This window comes from Pontibacter chinhatensis (assembly GCF_900113285.1).
In the GTDB taxonomy this organism is placed as follows: domain Bacteria; phylum Bacteroidota; class Bacteroidia; order Cytophagales; family Hymenobacteraceae; genus Pontibacter; species Pontibacter chinhatensis.
The window spans coordinates 126,942-145,213 of sequence record NZ_FOOT01000004.1 but is presented as its reverse complement, the minus strand read 5'-3'; the positions used below and the strand labels follow the sequence as shown (position 1 = coordinate 145,213).

Genomic DNA, 18,272 nt, shown 5'->3' with positions numbered 1-18,272 from the left:
TGATCCTTTTCATTTCGGATGGATTCAAATTGATTAGTTGTTTTGATTTTCGATAAGAAACTGCAGCTCAATCACGGCCCGGTTGTAGGCGTGGAGTGTTTCCAGGTAGTTTGTCCGGATGAGGAGGCCCCTGTTCAGGTTCAGCACATAGTCCTGGTAACTGATTTCCCCTACCCGATAAGCTTTTGTGGCCTGCTCGATGATGAGCTGCGCCTGTGGCAGCGCGGTTGCCTCATAATAGGCCAGGCTGCTTTGCAGTTTTAACCCCTGCTGCAGAGCCGCCTCGGTATCTGCCAGCAGCTCATTGCGGGCTTGCTGCAGGTCCAGGTTGGCGGCGTCGGCCTGCAGCTTGGCGGCTTGAATGCGCCGTTGCTGCGGTTTTGGCCAAAGGGGTATGGCCACACCGAACGATACTTCCTGCGCCGGCTCCACATCGGCAATGACGCTTTCGTGGGCGCCCCCTAAGGTGCGGTTGGTGTATCCCACCTGCAGGTCTGGCAGGAGCCTTGCCCGCTCCACCTTTGTCTCGGCCTGCCTCACTTCTACCTGTTGCCGTGCCAGCTGCAGGCGTGGGTGCTGCTCCAGCATCTCTTCGGTAACCGTTGGGAATGGCAGCTTTTGCAGAACGGTGTCTGCCGGAGCGACACCTGCATCTGTCGCTAAAACGGCCTGCAGTCGCTCCTGGAAAATGGCCCTGTCTGCCTCTACCTGGAAGGCGTTATTACGCACTTCCGACAGCTGCGCCTCGGCTGTTACCCTTTCGAGCAGGTTTGTCTCCCCGGTTCGCAGCCTGACCTGGGCTGCTCTTAGGAACTGCGCATACAGGCTGTCCTGGTAACGGAGCAAGCTCAGCTGCGAGAGGGTGTACACCAGGCCGTAGTAGTTCAGCCTGACATCCCGCACTATTTCCCGCTCGCGCTGTGACAGGTTGAGCCTGCTTACCTGGGTGAGCTCTTCCGCCAGCTTAGCCTGATGGGCGTATACCGTGGGGAACGGGAGCGACTGGGACACGGAGATCTCCTTGTCATACGCACCCGTCGAAAGCTTGCCCGTGGTGTACTGCACCTGGGTTTTTTCCATATCCCAGGCTGCCCCTTTCAGTGCCTCTGTTCTTTTCACACCCAGCTTGGCAGCTCCTACACTTGGGTTCCGGTCAAGTGCCTGGGAAACCGCTTCGGGCAACGTGTACACCTTTGCGCCTTGCTGCGCCTTTGCCTGCTGCGGTGCGGCAAACGACAGCACGGTGAAAGCGGCCAGCAGGAAGAGAAAAGCCGTCCCGGCCGAAAGCCCGCCCTTTGCTTTTTTACGCTGATATTTCATGTAATAACCTTCTAATAAAACATACAGTACGGGCAGCACGATCAGGGTCAGCAGGGTGGATGTGATCAGGCCACCGATCACGACGGTAGCCAATGGTTTCTGTACTTCCGCGCCTGCCGTGGTGGAGAGCGCCATCGGCAGAAAGCCCAGCGAAGCCACGGTAGCCGTCATCAGCACCGGGCGCAAACGTATCGATGTACCGTCCAGCACTACATCGCGCAGGCTTAGGTCGGGGTATTCCTTCCGCTGCCTGTTAAACTCGGCAATGAGCACGATGCCGTTCAGCACGGCCACGCCGAAGAGAGCGATAAAACCTACCCCGGCGGAGATACTGAAGGGCATGCCGCGCACCCACAGGGCCAGCACGCCCCCAATGGCCGAGAAGGGGATGGCGGTAAAGATGAGCAGCGAGAACCGTACCGACTTAAAGGTAAAGTAGAGCAGCAAAAAGATAAGGGCAAGGGCAGCAGGCACGGCCACCGAAAGCCGCTTGTTGGCCTGCTCCAGGTTCTCGAACTGCCCACCATAGGTTACAAAGTACCCGGTTGGCAGCTGAACCGCGCGGTCAAGCTTATCCTGTACTTCTTCCACCACGCTGGCAATATCGCGGCCCCGCACGTTGAAGCCTACGATGATGCGCCTCTGGGCGTCTTCCCGCTGAATTTGGTTCGGCCCCTGTTGATAGTGCACGCTGGCCAGCTGCTCCAACGGCACCTGCACCCCGCTGGGCGCTGTGACATAGAGCTGCCGCACGTCGTCTATACTTTGCCGCTCTTCCTGCGCAAGCCTGACCACCAGCTCAAAGCGGCGGTCGCCCTCGTACACCATGCCCGCGCTCTGCCCGGCAAAGGCGGAGTTGATGACCTGGTTCACCGTTTCCACATCCAGCCCAAACTTGGCGAGCTGGTCGCGGTTAATGTCCACCACGATCTGCGGCAGGCCTGACACCTGCTCCACGTACAGGTCTTCCGCCCCTTCTACTGTTGACACCACACGGCCCACTTCCTGGGAAAGGCGCGTCAGTTCCTGCAGGTCTTCCCCGAATATCTTGATGCCCACATCCTGCCGTACCCCCGAAATAAGCTCGTTTGAGCGCAGTTGTATGGGCTGGGAAACGCCGAAGGTGACACCGGGAATGGCTTCCAGGGCTTGGGTCATCTTACTGGCCAGTTCTTCGCGCGTGTCGGCGCTGGTCCACTCCTCCTTGTCTTTGAGTATAATGGTCACGTCCGCCGCCTCCATCGGCATCGGGTCTGTCGGTATTTCGGCGGCCCCGATCTTGCTGATCACTTCCTTTACTTCCGGAAACCGTTCTTTCAGGATGCGGGAAGCCAGCGTCACTTTCTCGACGGTCTCGGACAAGGAACTGCCCGTCAGCAGCCTGGTCTCCAGGGCAAAATCGCCTTCGTCCAGCGTGGGTATAAACTCGCTGCCCATGCGCGAGAAGAGCAGCAGGGCCAGGGCAAACAAGCCAACGGCTACCAGCAGCACCAATGCTTTCAACTGTAAGGCTCCTTTGATGACGGGACTGTACAGGCGCTGGAAGAAGTCCATCATCCTGTCGGAGAAGTTCCGCTTGTGCGCCGTGTTCTTGCTCAGCACCAGCGCCGACATCATCGGCACATACGTCAGGGAAAGGATAAAAGCACCCAGAATGGCAAAGGAAACCGTCAGCGCCATCGGCCGGAACATCTTTCCTTCTATCCCCACCAGCACCAGGATAGGCAGGTACACGATCAGGATGATGATCTCACCGAAAGCAGCCGACGTGCGGATCTTACGGGCCGACTCGTATACTTCTTCGTCCATCTGGGCCTGGGTGAGCCTGTTGCCGCCACGCAAACCCAGGTGGTGCATGGTGGCTTCCACGATGATCACGGCGCCGTCCACGATGATGCCGAAGTCTATGGCCCCCAGGCTCATCAGGTTACCCGTTACATTAAACAGGCGCATCATGATGACGGCAAACAGCATAGCCAGCGGTATAACGGAAGCCACCACCAAACCGGCCCGCAGGTTCCCCAAAAAGAGCACGAGCACAAAGATTACGATCAGAGCTCCTTCGATCAGGTTCTTCTCTACCGTGCTGATGGCTCTGCCGATCAGCTCGCTCCGGTCCAGGAAGGCTTCCACGGCCACGCCTTCGGGCAGGGTCTTTCGGATCTGCTCCATGCGCTCCTTTACCCGCTCCACCACCTGGTTGGTGTTTTCGCCCTTGAGCAGCATCACAATGCCTCCTACTGCTTCGCCTTGGGCATCGGTCAGGGCGCCGTAGCGGTTGGCGGCGCCAAACTGCACCTGGGCAATATCCGAGATGAGGACCGGCGTGCCGTCAGAGGTGTTGCTGACCACCACCTTCTCTACTTCCCCCAGGCTCTTGATAAGCCCTTCGCTGCGCACAAAGTAGGCATTCGGTTTTTTGTCGATGTAGGCCCCGCCTGTGTTGCCGTTGTTGCGTTCCAGGGCTGTGAGTACATCCGTAATGCTTAAGTTGTGCGCTTTCAACCTGTTGGGGTTTATTGCAATCTCGTATTGCTTCAGGTAACCGCCGAAGCTGTTTACTTCTGCCACGCCGGGCGTGCCCAGCAGCTGCCGGCGAACGATCCAGTCCTGAATGGTGCGCAGCTCCATGGCCGTGTACCTGTCTTCGTAGCCTGGTTTGGCATGCACCACATACTGGTAAATCTCCCCCAGGCCAGTGGAAATAGGCGCCATCTCGGGGCTGCCGACGCCAGGCGGTATGTTTTCGGAAGCTTCCGTGAGCCGCTCTGCCACCTGCTGGCGGGCCCAGTAGACGTCCACCTTCTCTTTGAACACAATGGTCACCACCGAGAGCCCGAAACGGGAAATGGAGCGCACTTCCTCGATATCGGGAATGGTGGCCATGGTCTGCTCGACCGGAAAACTGATGAGCCGCTCCACTTCCTGGGCTGCCAGCGAAGGGCTGGAGGTGATGACCTGTACCTGGTTGTTGGTGATGTCCGGGACGGCATCGATGGGCAGCTGCGTCAGGGAATAGCCGCCCCATACAATAAGCCCCAGCGTTAAAATGCCGATGATGAGCTTATTGTAGATAGAAAAATGAATGATTTTATCTAACACCTTTACTGTTTTTAGTACACAAATGGACACAAAGGAGCAGGTACATGCCGAAATCAACCGCGTGCCTGGCAGCGGGAAAAGCATACTACTCCTAAGGGAAAACTAAAAACTAGGCTTTAGGCGGATGCCAGAAAGGGAAGAAAGGCGAAGAGAACTCTTCCGCGTGATAGGGGCTGCTGTAAGCAATGTCTACCCGCTCTGGGGAGGAAGCCTCAAAGGCGACTGACAAAAATAGTGAAATGCCGCCGCAGCAGTTGCATTCACACAAAGGAGAACACAGGTCAGCCTCTTGCCCGGCATCGTTGTGAAGGTCATCTACTGAAATGGAAGTTGCCGAACCTGCTGCATAGGCCGTGCCGCTGTCCGCGCAAGGAAGGCACGCCAGGGTGAGAATGATCATGGCCCATATAATAGTCAGGTACTTCATTTCTGCAAAGGTAAAAACTATTCCTACGAATTCATACCACTTTTGATTCCACAGAGATTCTGGTGGCAATCTAGAACAGGTTGAATCATGTTTTACTGCTTTAGACAGTTCTTTATATCACCGAAGTTTCATCATAGCAATGTAGAATGATGCATTCATCGAGGCACTCAATGACATACCTAATTGCTGTTTTTTAGTTTGCAATATCAAGCCAAAGGAAAAGATCAAGGCTACTTCGCCAACTTCAGAATCCTGAACGCTCCCCTGATAACGACAACAAAGACGATAGCACCTACCACTAAGTCTGGTAAAGCAGAGCCTGTAAATAGCACCAGCAAACCAGCCAAAATCACGCCTCCGTTGATGATGATGTCGTTCGATGTGAAAATCATCGTTGCCTGCATGTGGGCTTCCTTGCTTTTGCTCTTTTGCAGCAGGTACAGGCAGAAAGCATTGGCAATAAGGGCAAGAATCGACACGACTATCATCGTTCGGAAGTCTGGCATCGGTTCATCCCCGACAACCCTGCGAACCACCTCAACAAATCCGACCGCAGCCAACGTAAGCTGAAAGTACCCGCTTGCCTTGGCAATGTTCTTCTTTCTGGTGACAGTGCTGCCTACTGCAAACAGGCTCAAGCCGTAGACCAGTGCATCGGCAAGCATGTCCAGGCTATCCGCCACAAGCCCCATCGACTTCGACACGAATCCCGTAGCCATTTCCACAACGAAGAAGCCGAAGTTTATCAAAAGCACAGTCCACAATAGCTTCCGTTGCCCCTTCGCATCCTCGACCACTACATCCTGTTCTGTGCTTTCGGTTGAGAGTAGCGAAGAGCCTAAGCCGAGTTCTTTGATATGGGCATTTATGGTATCAAGTTCTCCTGCGTGAAAAACGGTTAGCTCCCGCTTCTGCAAGTCAAAGTCCAAGCCTTTTACTGCCGTTACGCCATCGAGCTTCATGCGCACCATGTTCTCTTCTGATGCGCAGTCCATGTGTTGTATTTTAAAAGTTGATTTTTCCATGTCAATAATTATAAAATGTTCAGTTTTATGCCTCCGTTAATTACCCTGCCATCCATCGGGGCGTAAATCTCATTGAAATCGGGGTTCCGCATGCTGCCCGTGTAGATACTGCCGAACCTGGTCTGCCTGGTGTCGAAGATGTTCTCGAAGTTGACGAACAGGGAAAACCGCTCGAACATTTTCTCCACCATCACCCCGTTTATCCAGTAATCACGCCCTCGGCTGCCATCAGTCAACCGTTGCGGAGAGAAGTAGTACGCTTCCAGCCCGATGCGGAAGTTGTCCTCCTTTTCCAGCATCAGCACCGTGTTCACCCTGTGCTTGGGTGTAAGCGGCATGTCGGTCACCTCTCCGTTGTAGTGTTGTCTGGCATCGGTGTAGGTATAGCCAAGGAACAGCTTCGCCCACTCATAGCCAAACTTCATGTTCGTCTCCACGCCTTTGGTATCCACGTAGCCGCTGGCATTCCGAAACTCATACAGGTTGTCTGGTCGCAGCGTGAGGATAAGCGGGTTGTCCAGGTAGGTGTAGAAGAACATGTGGTTGATGCTGAACGTCACGTTCTCCCCGATGAAGGTGTTGTAGTTGATGTCTGCGTTACCGCCTATGGAGGTTTCTGCCTCTGTCTGGCTGATGTTGAGCGGAAGGATGTTGCGGAAGGTGATGTCCTCTGCCTCCTGGGTGAAGATGGTCGGTGTCTTATAGCCCATGCCACCCCCGATACGGGAAGTCAAGCGGTCGCTTAGCTTGAACAGAGCCGATACCCTGGGCAGCACAAAAAGCCCCTTGGTCTTGTTGGCTGGTGATGGGGTGACATAGTCGGTTCTTAGTCCCGATTCCAACACAAACCACTCCGCAGGGGTAAAAGTGTTCTGGGCAAAAGCGCCAACGATGGTGTTGTCATAATCCCTTGCCCCAACGGCTTCGGCACTTCGTTCGGAGAAGTTGTCTGTCCAGAGGTTTGCGCCTATCACCCAATCCATTCTCTCTCTGTCAAGGTTGTATGCTACCTCGCTGAAGCTGGCGGTTTGCTTTCCATCGAAGTCAAAGCCAGGCACTGCGATATCTCGGTCGAAGAAACTCAGGCTGTTCTTTACCGACAGGAGCGAGTTTTCTGACAAGCGGTGTTCCAGGTTAAACTGCGTGGACAGGCGTTCCGTGTTGTTCTGCTCAAAGTAGAAGTCTCCTTCCTCTCTGTCAATGAAGCGCATATCGCCTCCCAGGCGGTCTTCCTTCGATGCGTTAACACCCAAGGAAAGCGTTGTGCGGTCGCTTGGATAATAGTAGAGGGTGGGGTTTGCTGTGTAACGCTCAAACTCTGGTATAGCGGAGAAGCCGATATCGGCAGGGTCGTAGGCTTGGTTGGCGTTTCTGGAAGCGAACACGGTGACCCCGAATTTCCCGAACCTCTTGCCGTAGAAACCGCTCAGGTCAAGCCCGCCCGCACTGGTAACGTTCGCCATAAAGCTCAGTTCTCCTTCCTCGGTCGGCTTTTTGGTAATCAGGTTAACAAGACCAGCTATCGCACCGCCACCGTACAGCGTGGATGAACTGCCCTTGATTACCTCCACCTGGTAGAGATTGAGCGGTGGAATCTGCATGATGCTCAGCCCGCTGGAAAAGCCCGAGTACAGGGGAAAACCATCCTGCAGTATCTGCGTGTAGCGACCATCTAAGCCCTGGATACGGATATTGGCATTGGCACTGGTAGCGGATGTCTGCTGTGTCATGATGCCCGTGCTTTCGCTGAGCAGCATGCGGATGTCGCCTGGCTTCATGTTCGCCTTCTCGCCAAGTTCTTCCAGCGTGATGGCTTCCACCCGTGTCGGAATATTCTCTATTGTGCGGCTGCTGCGGGTGGTGGTGACCACTACTTCTTCGAGTTCTTCACCGCCTGGCTCCAACAGCACCACCAGCGGGGTTGCCTGGGCAAGCGGAAAGCGAAGCGTATCCAGCCTGTCTTCATACCCGATATAGCTGAACCTGATTACTTGCGTTCCCTCGGGTATGTTGCTTAGTTCAAGTTCGCCTGAGGCATCGGCACTGGCACCTAACGCTGTTCCCTGAACGGCAGCGGTCGCTCCAATTAACGGTTGATTTGTCTCGCTATCTTTGATGATAGCTTTCAGTGTATGTTGGCTATACGCCATCGTGCTGCCCAGAAATCCGAGCAGTACAAGAATGTACTTCTTCATTTGGTTTAATCTAATGCTACAATAGGATTAAGTACGATACAGTGAATGCATCGCAATCAGGTGACCGAGGTCACGGCTATGGGCATTAGATTAGCCTCGGAGGCTGCCAGATGGAATGGTAGTACTGAGGGAAGAATCCCTGCCTGAACTCCGCAAAGAGGCTGTGGCTCGGGGTAGAAGGCGAAGCTGGCTTTGCTGTAAAGTCTGTCAGTGTAAAACCGAGACAGGACGAGCAACTGTAAAAGGGCGAACAGACATCGGCTTCATCTTCATGGCTGTCGGCTTGCTCGGTCTTAACTTCAGTGGCGCAGTTGTCGGTGATGCAACAAGGCGAAACCGAGAGCATTACGACTAACAAGGCTAATATGATAGTTAAGACTTTCACAATGCAAAAATACTACATCTGCTCTAGGTTTCCAATACGGTTGATGAGGCAGATTGGCTGGTAAGCAATACGGAGGAATAGGAGTCATTCTTCGTTAAGAATCTAAATAAAATCGCACTTCGGTTCCAGGCGTTCTTCATTTGATTTGTCCTGATCGGAGGGTTAAAGACTAGAAGAGTTATCTGAAAATCCCAACAAAATTTAGACACTTCGGTGTAAGAATCTTGTTTATAAAGGGCGGGGGCGCTTGAAACAAATTGAAACGCTTTTAGCTAGACTGGGAGGGGTTGCTCTAGCTAATCAGTAGTTCTTCAGCCCAGAAGGCTAAAGATGGCTCAGAAACATCATGTCCAAACATTCTGCCCTGCACTTCCATCGATAATGGCTTGACAGTGGTCTTCCTACAATCTACATAGGATTGTAATAGTTTTGTTCTAAGCCAGTTAGGCCATGTTATAAGCTATAGGGTGCAGAAGAGGGAGCAAAAGTCTGTTACCCCGATCTACCTTATCCGACTAGCTGTGGTTATTCCTCGGGTTCCTTTGTGCATACATTTAGAGAAAATGTACATACATGCAGATAGAATAACCACTTTATAGTTTCTCCTATTCCTGCAATGCAGTACTAACGAGCTGCCGTTTAATAGTAGTCAGTCCTCAATAACTGCCAAAATAGTTGATTAAGTCTGCTTTGTAGCCGAGCAGGCCGGTCGGTTAATTGTTAACCGGTATTTACAGATTAGAGGATGAGGTAGGTAACTATTGCCGGAAGCAGGATCTGCAGCAGCGGAAATAACATACAGATGTATGCAAATTGTATGTACATAAAAAAAGCCACTTAGCGATTTTACTCGTAAGTGGCTGATTTTGAGGTGGTCACGAAGGGAGTCGAACCCCTAACCTTCTGATTCGTAGTCAGATGCTCTATCCAGTTGAGCTACGAGACCATTCCGTTATTGTGATGCAAAGTAACGCTGTTTTTTCTTTATACGCAAGACCCCAAGTGAAAAATTATTCGTTTTTTGCGGCAGCTTTGCGCAGGGCGCGCTTTAAAGCCCTGTCGAACAGGAAGTAAAGCCCACCAATAGAAATCACAATTAAGGCCACCATCAGGATCTGGCCGCCTTTTCCGCTGTCGGGGTTCTGGAGAGCCTGCACCACATCGCGGGCCTGGGTGCCTACCCAAAAGAAAAAGAGCGTGCGTGGCAGCATGCCCACAATGCTGGCCAGAAAAAACTTACGCTTGTCTATCTGCAGCAGCGAGAGCACAAAGTTCATCAGGGCAAAAGGCAGCACCGGCGAAATGCGCGTCAGGAAGATAAGGCTCCAGCTTTCGCTCCGTAGCTCCTGCATCAGGTTGCGGGCGTTCTCAAAGCGGTTCAGGAAGCTCATCATCTTGCCGTGGTCTATTAGCCGGGCGATGCTGTAGCCAATAAGGGCTGCAATGCCATAGGAGACCACAATGCCCGGGAAGCCTGTCCAGCCCAGGAAAAAGCCGCTTACGAGCGCTATAAAGGTGGTGGGCGTCAGGGCCAGCGCCATTGTTATGGAGATGACGGCAAAGTATAGCAGCATCTCCCACGCCGACAGGTCCTGCAACAGGCCTTCGTAGTTGTAGAGCACGACCGCCGCCGTAGAGCTTACCACCACGGGCACCACCACCAGCAATAGCATTGAGATAAACGTTGAGGCATTCTCGCGTATAAAGGTGCGTAGCAGCGGGAGTGATTTCATGGGGCAAGTATACTTTGTTTTGTCTGCATGTAGACGATGGACAAAGGACAAAAGATTTTGGCGGCTTTAAAAGTATAACCTGGTGCGGGAGGCGTTCTTTTATACTTCACTGGTAATTTTCTAACTTACAACAATAAGAAAGCCCGTTGGTTAAGTACTGCAGAGCCAACGCAGCTAGATAACACGTTTTCAGATACTAAAAGTATACACTATGAGATTCGGGACGAAAGCTATACATGCTGGCGTGGAGCCAGACCCATCCACAGGCGCTATCATGACGCCTATTTACCAAACGTCTACCTACGTGCAGCGCTCACCTGGCGACCACAAAGGCTACGAGTACTCCCGCACGCACAACCCTACCCGCACGCAGCTGCAGAACGCGCTGGCGGCGCTGGAGAACGGCAAGCACGGCCTGTGCTTCTCCTCGGGTATGGCAGCAGAAGACGCTATCATGAAGCTGCTCAAGCCCGGCGATGAGGTGATCTCCACCAACGACCTATATGGCGGCAGCTACCGTCTCTTCACCAAAATTTTCCAGAACTACGGCATTAAATTCCACTTCACCAACATGGCGAACGTAGCCAATGTGGAGAAACTGGTAAACGAGAACACGAAGATGATTTGGGTGGAGACGCCCACCAACCCGCTGCTTAACATCATCGACATAAAGGCCTACGGTGAGCTCTGCAAGAAGCATAACCTGCTGCTGGTAGCCGACAATACCTTTGCCACACCCTACCTGCAAACACCCCTAGATATGGGCGCTGACATTGTGATGCACTCGCTGACCAAGTATATGGGCGGCCACTCAGATGTGGTGATGGGTGCCCTTATAGTGAAAGACGATGACCTGCACCAGCAACTGGCCTTCATTCAAAACGCCAGTGGCGCTACGCCCGGCCCTCAGGACTGCTTCCTGGTGCTGCGCGGCCTCAAGACGCTGCACCTGCGCATGGAGCGCCATTGCCAAAACGGTCGCCAAGTGGCCGAATACCTGAAGAATCACCCGAAGGTAAACAATGTATACTGGCCTGGCTTTGCTGAGCATCCGAACCACGAGGTGGCTCAAAAACAGATGCGTGACTTTGGCGGCATGGTATCCTTTGAGCTGAAAGGCGATAACCTGGACGACGCGACCCGCGTGCTGGAGAACCTGAAGCTGTTTGCCTTGGCCGAGTCGTTGGGCGGCGTGGAGTCGCTGTGCGGCCACCCGGCCTCTATGACGCACGCCAGCATCCCGCGTGAGGAGCGCATAAAAGGCGGCTTGAGCGATACCCTGATTCGCCTGAGTGTGGGTATAGAAGACGCCGAGGACCTGATTGCCGACCTGGAGCAGGCCATTGGGTAGTCTTTCTTTGACAAAGGACAAAAGACTATTTGACAAAGGATTGCACTAATAAAGGCCGCCTGCAAAACTAATCTGCAGGCGGCTTTCTTTATTTAAGATGTTGATTTTTCCTTAACTTATAAGTCCTTTGTCTTATGTCAAAGAAATCCTTTGTTAAGAAAATGGTAGACGACCAAGTTATACTTTACCGGGAGCAACAGCATTTCAGGCAGTTCTGGCTGTGGGTGGTGGTGCTGGGCGTGGCTTCTATCTTCTGGGTAGGCTTTGTGTACCAGGTGCTGCTAGGCGGGCAGTATGGCAACAGGCCGGTATCGGATGTGCAGCTAAGTATACTTTTCGTGCTGGTGGGGCTGGGGCTGCCATACTTTTTCTACCGTATGTCGCTTACCACCGAGGTGCGGCCGGGAGTGGTGCAGGTGCGTTTCTGGCCGTTTCATGTAAAGCCGAGGGAAATTCCGCTGCACCTGGTGCGCGATTACGAGCAGGTGGTCTACAATCCTATCGGCGACTACGGGGGCTGGGGTATTAGGTGGGGCTTTAAGGGCAAAGCCTACAACATGTCGGGCAATGAGGGCGTGAAGCTATACTTTTACAACCGTAAGCCTTTGCTTATTGGCTCCCAGCGTGCCGATGAGCTTTTCAGGGCGCTGACGGAGGCGAAGAAGGGTAGGAGGTAGTTGTTGGTTGTTAGTTGTTAGTTATTGGGGCGAATGATTATACTTTGCTCTGGCCTCAGTACTACTTCTGGCTATACTTTATACTTATTGGTAAAAGAAAGCGCCGGAAGCTTTGGAGCTGCCGGCGCTTTGTATATCAACTTAAAGTCGAAACTAGGCTTTGATGCCCAGGATTTTGTAAATCTCAGAGAAATCCGGAGTTAGGATGATCTCAGTACGACGGTTTTTAGCTTTCGCCTCAGCAGTACGTCCTGTGTCAACTGGCATGTAGTAAGAACGGCCGGCAGGAGTTACTCTGTCAGGAGACAGGCCTTTGTCTGTCATCAGACGGGTGATCTCAGTGGCACGCAGCACGCTCAGGTCCCAGTTGTCTGTCAGGTAGCGCATGCCGCTCATTACAGAAACATCATCCGTGTGGCCTTCCACCATCACACCAACTTCCTGGTTTTTCTTCAGCACGTCAACCAACTGGTCGATAGCCTTCTTGCCGTTGTTGTTAACTTTAGTGCTACCAGTTGCAAACAAAAGCTTATCAGACATAGAAACGTAAACCTTGCCATCCTTGATAGTTACGCTCAGGTCGCTCTCGTTGAAGCCTTTCAGGGCAGTGTTCACCTCGTTTCTCAGATTGTCGAGGATCTTGTTCTGCTCGTTCATGGCACGCTCCATGTCAGCAAGTTTTTGCTCGCGCTCTCTAAGAGAGTTTGCAAGCTCGTCTGCTTTAGCTTTAGAGGCAGCCAGTTCGCGCTCCTGCGCTTCTTTGCTTGCCTTCAGGTCTTCGTACTTCTTAGAAGACACACAAGATGCCATCATGGTAGAGCACATCACCAGGGCAAGAGATGCTTTGAAGAAATTGGATTTCATGGGTGATTGTTATTTGTTTGGATAATGTTTGAGAATACTTTGCAAATATGGTAAAAGATAAGTCAGTAAACTAAGAAAACTATATTAAAACCAATATTTTAGGTGTACTTTCTGCCGAAAACGCAAAATTCTTTAAAATATTTTATGTTAGCTATATTTTTTAATGCGAGGTCTGTATCTTTCTGTTTATCTGAGAGATATAATACCAGGCAATTTTGATGAAATAGCCATCCTGCAGCTAACTTCTCCTAAAGCTAAGCTCGAAACGCAAGAAGGAGTCAGCCTCCTTTTCTGCTTCAATTTAACAAGCAATAACTGGGCCATACTATATATGAGTTCTGCTGTAATTGCACAGATTTACAAATTTATTTTGTGTAAATCAAAAAGCATTATCTTAGCCATACTATAACCAAACCTCTCACCTGTACCTTATCATGATAAAGAGTTTATACTTTCTGTGCCTGTTTTTGCTGTCCGGTTTCATCAGCCTGGCGCAGGGCAATCCCGACTATAGCAAAATTACGCTGGTGATTCACGGCGGCGCGGGCACCATTACCCGGCAGAACATGACGCCAGAGAAGGAGAAGGCCTACCGCGAGAAGCTGAACGAAGCCCTGCAGGCAGGTTATGCTGTCCTGAAAAAAGGTGGCACAAGTATGGACGCCGTGGAAGCAGCCATTCATGTGATGGAGGACTCGCCGCTGTTTAATGCCGGCAAAGGGGCAGTGTTTACCAACGAGGGTAAAAACGAGCTCGATGCCGCCGTGATGGACGGCAAAACGCTGAAGGCCGGATCTGTGGCCAGCGTAACCACCATCAGGAACCCTATTTCTGCGGCGCGCGCCGTGATGGAGAAGTCGGAGCACGTGATGATGATTGGCAGCGGCGCGGAGCAGTTTGCCAAAATCAACGGACTGAAAATCGTGGACCCGTCTTACTTTCATACCGAGACGCGCTACGAGCAATTGCAGAAGATAAAGGACAAAGAGAAAACCCAGCTCGACCACGATGGCGGCACCAGCAGCACCGAGAACATCTTTATTGAAGGCAACAAGTTTGGCACGGTTGGCGCCGTGGCCCTGGATGCCTACGGCAACCTGGCTGCCGGCACCTCCACCGGCGGCATGACCAACAAGCGTTTTGGCCGTGTGGGCGATGCCCCCATTATCGGAGCCGGAACTTATGCCGATAACAACACCTGCGCCGTGTCTGCCACAGGCCACGGCGAATACTTCATCCGTTCAGTGGTAGCACACGACATCGCCGCCATGATGGAGTATAAGAAATACTCCGTTAAAAAAGCCGCAGAGGAAGTGGTGATGAAAAAGCTAGTGGAACGCGGCGGTGAAGGTGGTGTGATTGCGCTGGACAGAAAAGGCAACATCGCCATGCCATTCAACTCCACAGGCATGTACCGCGGCTACATCAAAAACGGCAAAGCTGAGGTAGCGATTTATAAGGACTAGGTGGGGGTTGCCCCTTCCCTAAGAACAGGGGAGGGAGTTATAATTGCAGTATCGGGTCTAACCACCCCTAACCCCTCAGAGCTACGCTCGCTACCTTCGAACTCGCGTTCTAGGTAGTCTAAGGAGGGGAGCCTGTTATTACTACTTCTGAAGTATAAGTTTTATTGTTGCTAGCATAGCGCGGACTGGTCACGACCTGTCCCTGCAAGTATAAACCCACCCCTTGCCCCTCCGAGGAGGGGAATTTATACTTGCCCTTTTCGCTGTCATCTCGAAAGCAGTGAGAAATCTATCTGAAATTCTCTTCAGATCTCTCACAGCTAAGCTGGCTCTCTTCGGCTCCCGCCTCAAGAGTGGTCGAGATAACAGTGATGGCAGAGGCTATCGATTCTGTTTCCCAGTTTTTCTGGGAGGCGCCTTGTGAGATCCGGTGCCCGTCTAGGGCAGCCGGAGCGCAGCGAAGGCAGGAGGGAACACAGCGCCGAGCGGGAAAACGAGGCCTCCCGGCCTGGGAGGGAGCCAAGTTGGAGGTGAAACGAGACGTATTTGCGAACTATAGGATGAACGGTGGCTAGCAAGGATAGCTTGTGTCCAGGTGCAGAAGGAGTTGGCTATGGAAGTATATACCAGCAAGTACAAGAAGTATAATTTACGTACGCAGGGTGGGAAATCCGCAGCAGAAGTGGTTTCGGACAAGGATGTCTGGAACAGCGGAAATATGGCAAGTATAAAAGTATAGTTAAAGTATAAAAGTATAAGTCGTACAGATTAGCTCAACTGCAGCGCCCCTGCAGCTATACTTATACTTCCTGATCGCCCATAATCCAATCCCAGGCCAGCTGTTTCTGCGCGAAGCTGAAGTACTTCACCTCGGCAGAGGTAAAAGGCTTGGCCATTACCGTGAGCCAGTCTATCCACTGGCTATCCCCGACCACGGCTACTTTGCTAAAGTCGGTGGCGTGCCTGATGTCGAACTTTATGTCTTGCCACAGCGCCCGGAGCGAATAGTCCTCCACATCCTGCACCTCAGCATACACCCGGATTTTGCCGTGCTGGTTAATGCGCTCCTGCAGCAGGGGCAGCATGACGTTATAGTCGTGGATATCGACGCTGCCCGAAATCCGGAAGGCTACCAGATCGTCCTTGGCTCCCTCAAGTAGCTGTATCATAAGTATAGGAATGTGAAGGTTGGATATGGATTATTCTAAGCCATACGTGCTCAGCCTAGGCAACGTTCTGCGCCTGTTACTGCTCCAAAAGCTCCAACTCAGCCATCAGCACCTCGTTTGTGGTCCGGGTGGTGCCGTCAGCGAACCGGATAAGGTAATCCTTGCCCGACAGGCCCGAGCGGGAAGCGAGTTCGGCTATAAAATCCCTGGCCGTTTTAACACTATCGCGGTGCTTTTCCCACTTCGACTCCAGGTGCTCGGCGGCCTGACGGCAGGTATGCTCACTGCCGTTGCGGATAAAGGTGGCTCCCTCCATTTTCGCCACGTGCTGTATCAGGCGCTCTACCTTCTCGTCCTCAGTAAGTTTGGTAGTGCGCTCCTGCGGTCCGACGGCCGTGGCCGATTGTGCCAGGGCGCTTTCCAGCGATAAAAAACCGGTACAAAGTATAAAACTCAACAGCACGCAGGCCTTGGACTTTGTTTTCATATTAATTTTATGATTATAGCGTTATTATTAGCAATTTTAATGCACTTATGTTCAACCTTTAGCGTTAAGTATGCTCATCCGGCGGGAGCCATAACAACAGCTACCCCACTTGGCAGTAACGAATTTTATGAGAAGAATAGTTTTAGCCTTAATTACACTTCTGGTTTGCCAGCAGGCAGCATTTGCGCAACGCAACATAGAGACCCGCCTGGGCTATAGTTACAACGACGATTTTCAGTTTTCGGATGAGTGGCAGTACCTCTCCACAGACATTTACCTCTTTAACGGCAACAGGTTTACCCGCGTGCTGAACGAGCTGGAGACAGGCGCGCGCAAACCCAAGGAGAAGTATGGCAACGTGCTGGAGTACCTCATGATTACGGCCCAGCTGAAGAACATGAAGGTTTTCGGTAACGACGACATCGTGTACCCGCTCTACAACTTTGCCATTGACCAGGACAAGAGCAACTACAAAACGCAGGTAAGCGACCACCAGGAGGTAGTGCGCATCATCGATAAGATGCCGCTCGGCTCTGCCAGCAACAGCATCGACGCCGTTATTAACGCCAAGGCAATTACGAATGGGCAAAGCGATCAGGTGTTTAACCTGGTGGCCAACCAGCTGGTGGCCATTTCCAAACTCACGTCCCCAAGCGGTGCGGTACTGTCGCTGGTGGGGGAGTTTGGCAACTTGCTTAACTCCAGAGCCAACCGCAAAGAGTATAAGTTCAGCTCCACCATCCGCCTCTACGAGGGGCAGGACTTTGACACCCGCCTGCACTCGGTGCGCATCTACGTGTTCGTGCCAAACGATGTGAAGAAGGTGGACATCAAATCGGTGAAACTGGCCGATTACCTGCAGAAGAACCCCAACAAACTGGACCGCCGCATGCTGGAGGAGATGACCAATTACAAGGACTACCCTTACATGATCGTGGCCAACTACAAGTCCCTCTACAAGATGGATGTGCTGACCGGCGACGAGATAACGCTGGACCTGATAGAGAAGCGCAAGCTGAAGATTCAGACAGCTTACGACAAGCAGCTGATTAACGACGAGACATTCCGCCAGGAGAAGCTGTTTGTGGAGTACCTGCGCACGTTTGCCGACATGAAGCAGAATCTGAATACCTACCGCCTGAACTACCGCAACAACAGCGCAGACATCAATGCCAAGAATCTGTTCAGCATCGTGCAGGAGTACAAGCGCCTGAAGGGAATCTTCGATGCCCGCGAGAAGGAGTTTGCCAAAAACAGCACGTACCAGAACATCTTCCGCCCCGAGTATGAGTCCATCCTGACCAATGCCGATTTATACCTGGAGGCCGACCACAACCTGAAAAATGGCAAGCTGCTGGTAAACACCCTGCGCGAGCTGGAGAACGATCCCAAGTCGTGGAACACGCCGGAGAAACGTGAGGCTGCCCTGACCCGCCTGCATGCCATCGAACTGCCGAAGAAAGAGGTGCTCTCGGCCTCTGTGGAAGGGGAGGCCATTGTGCGCCTGACGCAGCGATTGGAGGAACTGCAGTATACCGAGGTGTTTCAGAAAGACGTGCAGAAGCTGACTAGCTCAGAGGCCAACGACGAAACTATACCGCAACGCAATGCGCTGCTGGAGAAAGTGGGGGCCAGCAAATGCGTTAGCTGCCGCGAGAAGGTGCGCGAGGCCGTGACAGAGTATAACAAGCGCTACGATGGCTTCCGGCTGAAGCAGGCCCTGCAGAAGAAGGATGAGCTGAAACTGCAGGCCGATGCAACAGTGCTCAAGTATCTGAAGCGCCAGGTTTGCATCGAGAACAACCTGCAACTGGCCACCGCCTCCGCCAACAATAACCTGGACCAGTACATCAGCCGCATTTACGAGCGAAACACCGAACTGGGCAAATCCATCAAAATGCTCGATTCACTGTCCAAAGTAGATTTTAAAGACCAGCAACTGGACAAGGTGCAAGAGTATAACGCGCGTCTGCAGCACCAGATTAAAGAGGTGGAGCAGGGGTTTGAGGTAATTAAAACCCTGGATAAGAACCTCTATAGTTGCGAGGACGCCAGTTAATCCTAGTATAAC

Annotated in this window: 13 protein-coding genes and 1 tRNA gene; 4 read left to right on the top strand and 10 right to left on the bottom strand. The window is 52.4% G+C overall.

Annotated features, from left to right (window positions below):
* Nucleotides 1-33: 33 nt before the first annotated feature.
* The 7 genes from BM040_RS12625 to BM040_RS12600 all read right to left on the bottom strand — a co-directional run bounded on the left by BM040_RS12625 (nucleotide 34) and on the right by BM040_RS12600 (nucleotide 10,187).
* Nucleotides 34-4,422, bottom strand: coding sequence for a CusA/CzcA family heavy metal efflux RND transporter (locus BM040_RS12625; RefSeq protein WP_092101853.1), 4,389 nt, complete (start codon nucleotides 4,420-4,422; stop codon nucleotides 34-36).
* Between the two features lie 109 nt (nucleotides 4,423-4,531).
* The gene (locus tag BM040_RS12620; protein WP_092101850.1) at nucleotides 4,532-4,849 is read right to left on the bottom strand and encodes a DUF6660 family protein; all 318 of its coding nucleotides are present in this window, start codon (nucleotides 4,847-4,849) and stop codon (nucleotides 4,532-4,534) included.
* 230 nt (nucleotides 4,850-5,079) lie between these two features.
* On the bottom strand, nucleotides 5,080-5,874 hold the full coding sequence (locus BM040_RS12615) for a cation efflux transmembrane domain-containing protein (protein WP_092101847.1): 795 nt from the start codon (nucleotides 5,872-5,874) through the stop codon (nucleotides 5,080-5,082).
* 8 nt (nucleotides 5,875-5,882) lie between these two features.
* Nucleotides 5,883-8,069 (bottom strand): TonB-dependent receptor, encoded by a 2,187-nt coding sequence (locus tag BM040_RS12610; RefSeq protein ID WP_092101844.1) that lies wholly within the window; start codon nucleotides 8,067-8,069, stop codon nucleotides 5,883-5,885.
* A gap of 85 nt (nucleotides 8,070-8,154) precedes the next feature.
* Entirely contained in the window at nucleotides 8,155-8,454 is a 300-nt protein-coding gene (locus BM040_RS22160) for a DUF6660 family protein (protein WP_394333085.1), read from the bottom strand.
* 872 nt (nucleotides 8,455-9,326) lie between these two features.
* Nucleotides 9,327-9,400 (bottom strand) — tRNA-Arg (locus BM040_RS12605).
* Nucleotides 9,401-9,464: 64 nt separating this feature from the next.
* Complete coding sequence (locus BM040_RS12600) at nucleotides 9,465-10,187, bottom strand: TVP38/TMEM64 family protein (RefSeq protein WP_092101841.1); 723 nt, start codon at nucleotides 10,185-10,187, stop codon at nucleotides 9,465-9,467.
* A 211-nt stretch (nucleotides 10,188-10,398) separates the two neighbouring features.
* On the opposite strand from BM040_RS12600, the gene BM040_RS12595 reads away from it, so the two are divergent.
* Nucleotides 10,399-11,538 carry a cystathionine gamma-synthase gene (locus BM040_RS12595; RefSeq protein WP_092101838.1) on the top strand — a complete coding sequence of 380 codons (1,140 nt, stop codon included), beginning with the start codon at nucleotides 10,399-10,401 and terminating at the stop codon, nucleotides 11,536-11,538.
* A gap of 134 nt (nucleotides 11,539-11,672) precedes the next feature.
* Nucleotides 11,673-12,215: a DUF6141 family protein gene (locus BM040_RS12590; RefSeq protein ID WP_245756207.1), complete on the top strand. Its 543-nt coding sequence runs from the start codon at nucleotides 11,673-11,675 to the stop codon at nucleotides 12,213-12,215.
* A gap of 153 nt (nucleotides 12,216-12,368) precedes the next feature.
* On the opposite strand, the gene BM040_RS12585 is transcribed toward BM040_RS12590, so the two are convergent.
* Entirely contained in the window at nucleotides 12,369-13,079 is a 711-nt protein-coding gene (locus BM040_RS12585) for an OmpA/MotB family protein (RefSeq protein ID WP_092101835.1), read from the bottom strand.
* 434 nt (nucleotides 13,080-13,513) lie between these two features.
* On the opposite strand from BM040_RS12585, the gene BM040_RS12575 reads away from it, so the two are divergent.
* Nucleotides 13,514-14,545, top strand: coding sequence for an isoaspartyl peptidase/L-asparaginase family protein (locus BM040_RS12575; RefSeq protein ID WP_092101829.1), 1,032 nt, complete (start codon nucleotides 13,514-13,516; stop codon nucleotides 14,543-14,545).
* 800 nt (nucleotides 14,546-15,345) lie between these two features.
* Here BM040_RS12575 and BM040_RS12565 read toward each other — a convergent pair.
* On the bottom strand, nucleotides 15,346-15,714 hold the full coding sequence (locus BM040_RS12565; protein WP_092101823.1) for a SpoIIAA family protein: 369 nt from the start codon (nucleotides 15,712-15,714) through the stop codon (nucleotides 15,346-15,348).
* A gap of 76 nt (nucleotides 15,715-15,790) precedes the next feature.
* Nucleotides 15,791-16,201, bottom strand: coding sequence for a DUF5329 family protein (locus tag BM040_RS12560; protein ID WP_092101820.1), 411 nt, complete (start codon nucleotides 16,199-16,201; stop codon nucleotides 15,791-15,793).
* A 127-nt stretch (nucleotides 16,202-16,328) separates the two neighbouring features.
* Between BM040_RS12560 and BM040_RS12555 the strand changes: the two genes are divergently transcribed.
* Nucleotides 16,329-18,260, top strand: a complete 1,932-nt coding sequence (locus tag BM040_RS12555; RefSeq protein ID WP_092101817.1) for a hypothetical protein — start codon at nucleotides 16,329-16,331, stop codon at nucleotides 18,258-18,260.
* The last annotated feature ends 12 nt before the right edge of the window (nucleotides 18,261-18,272 follow it).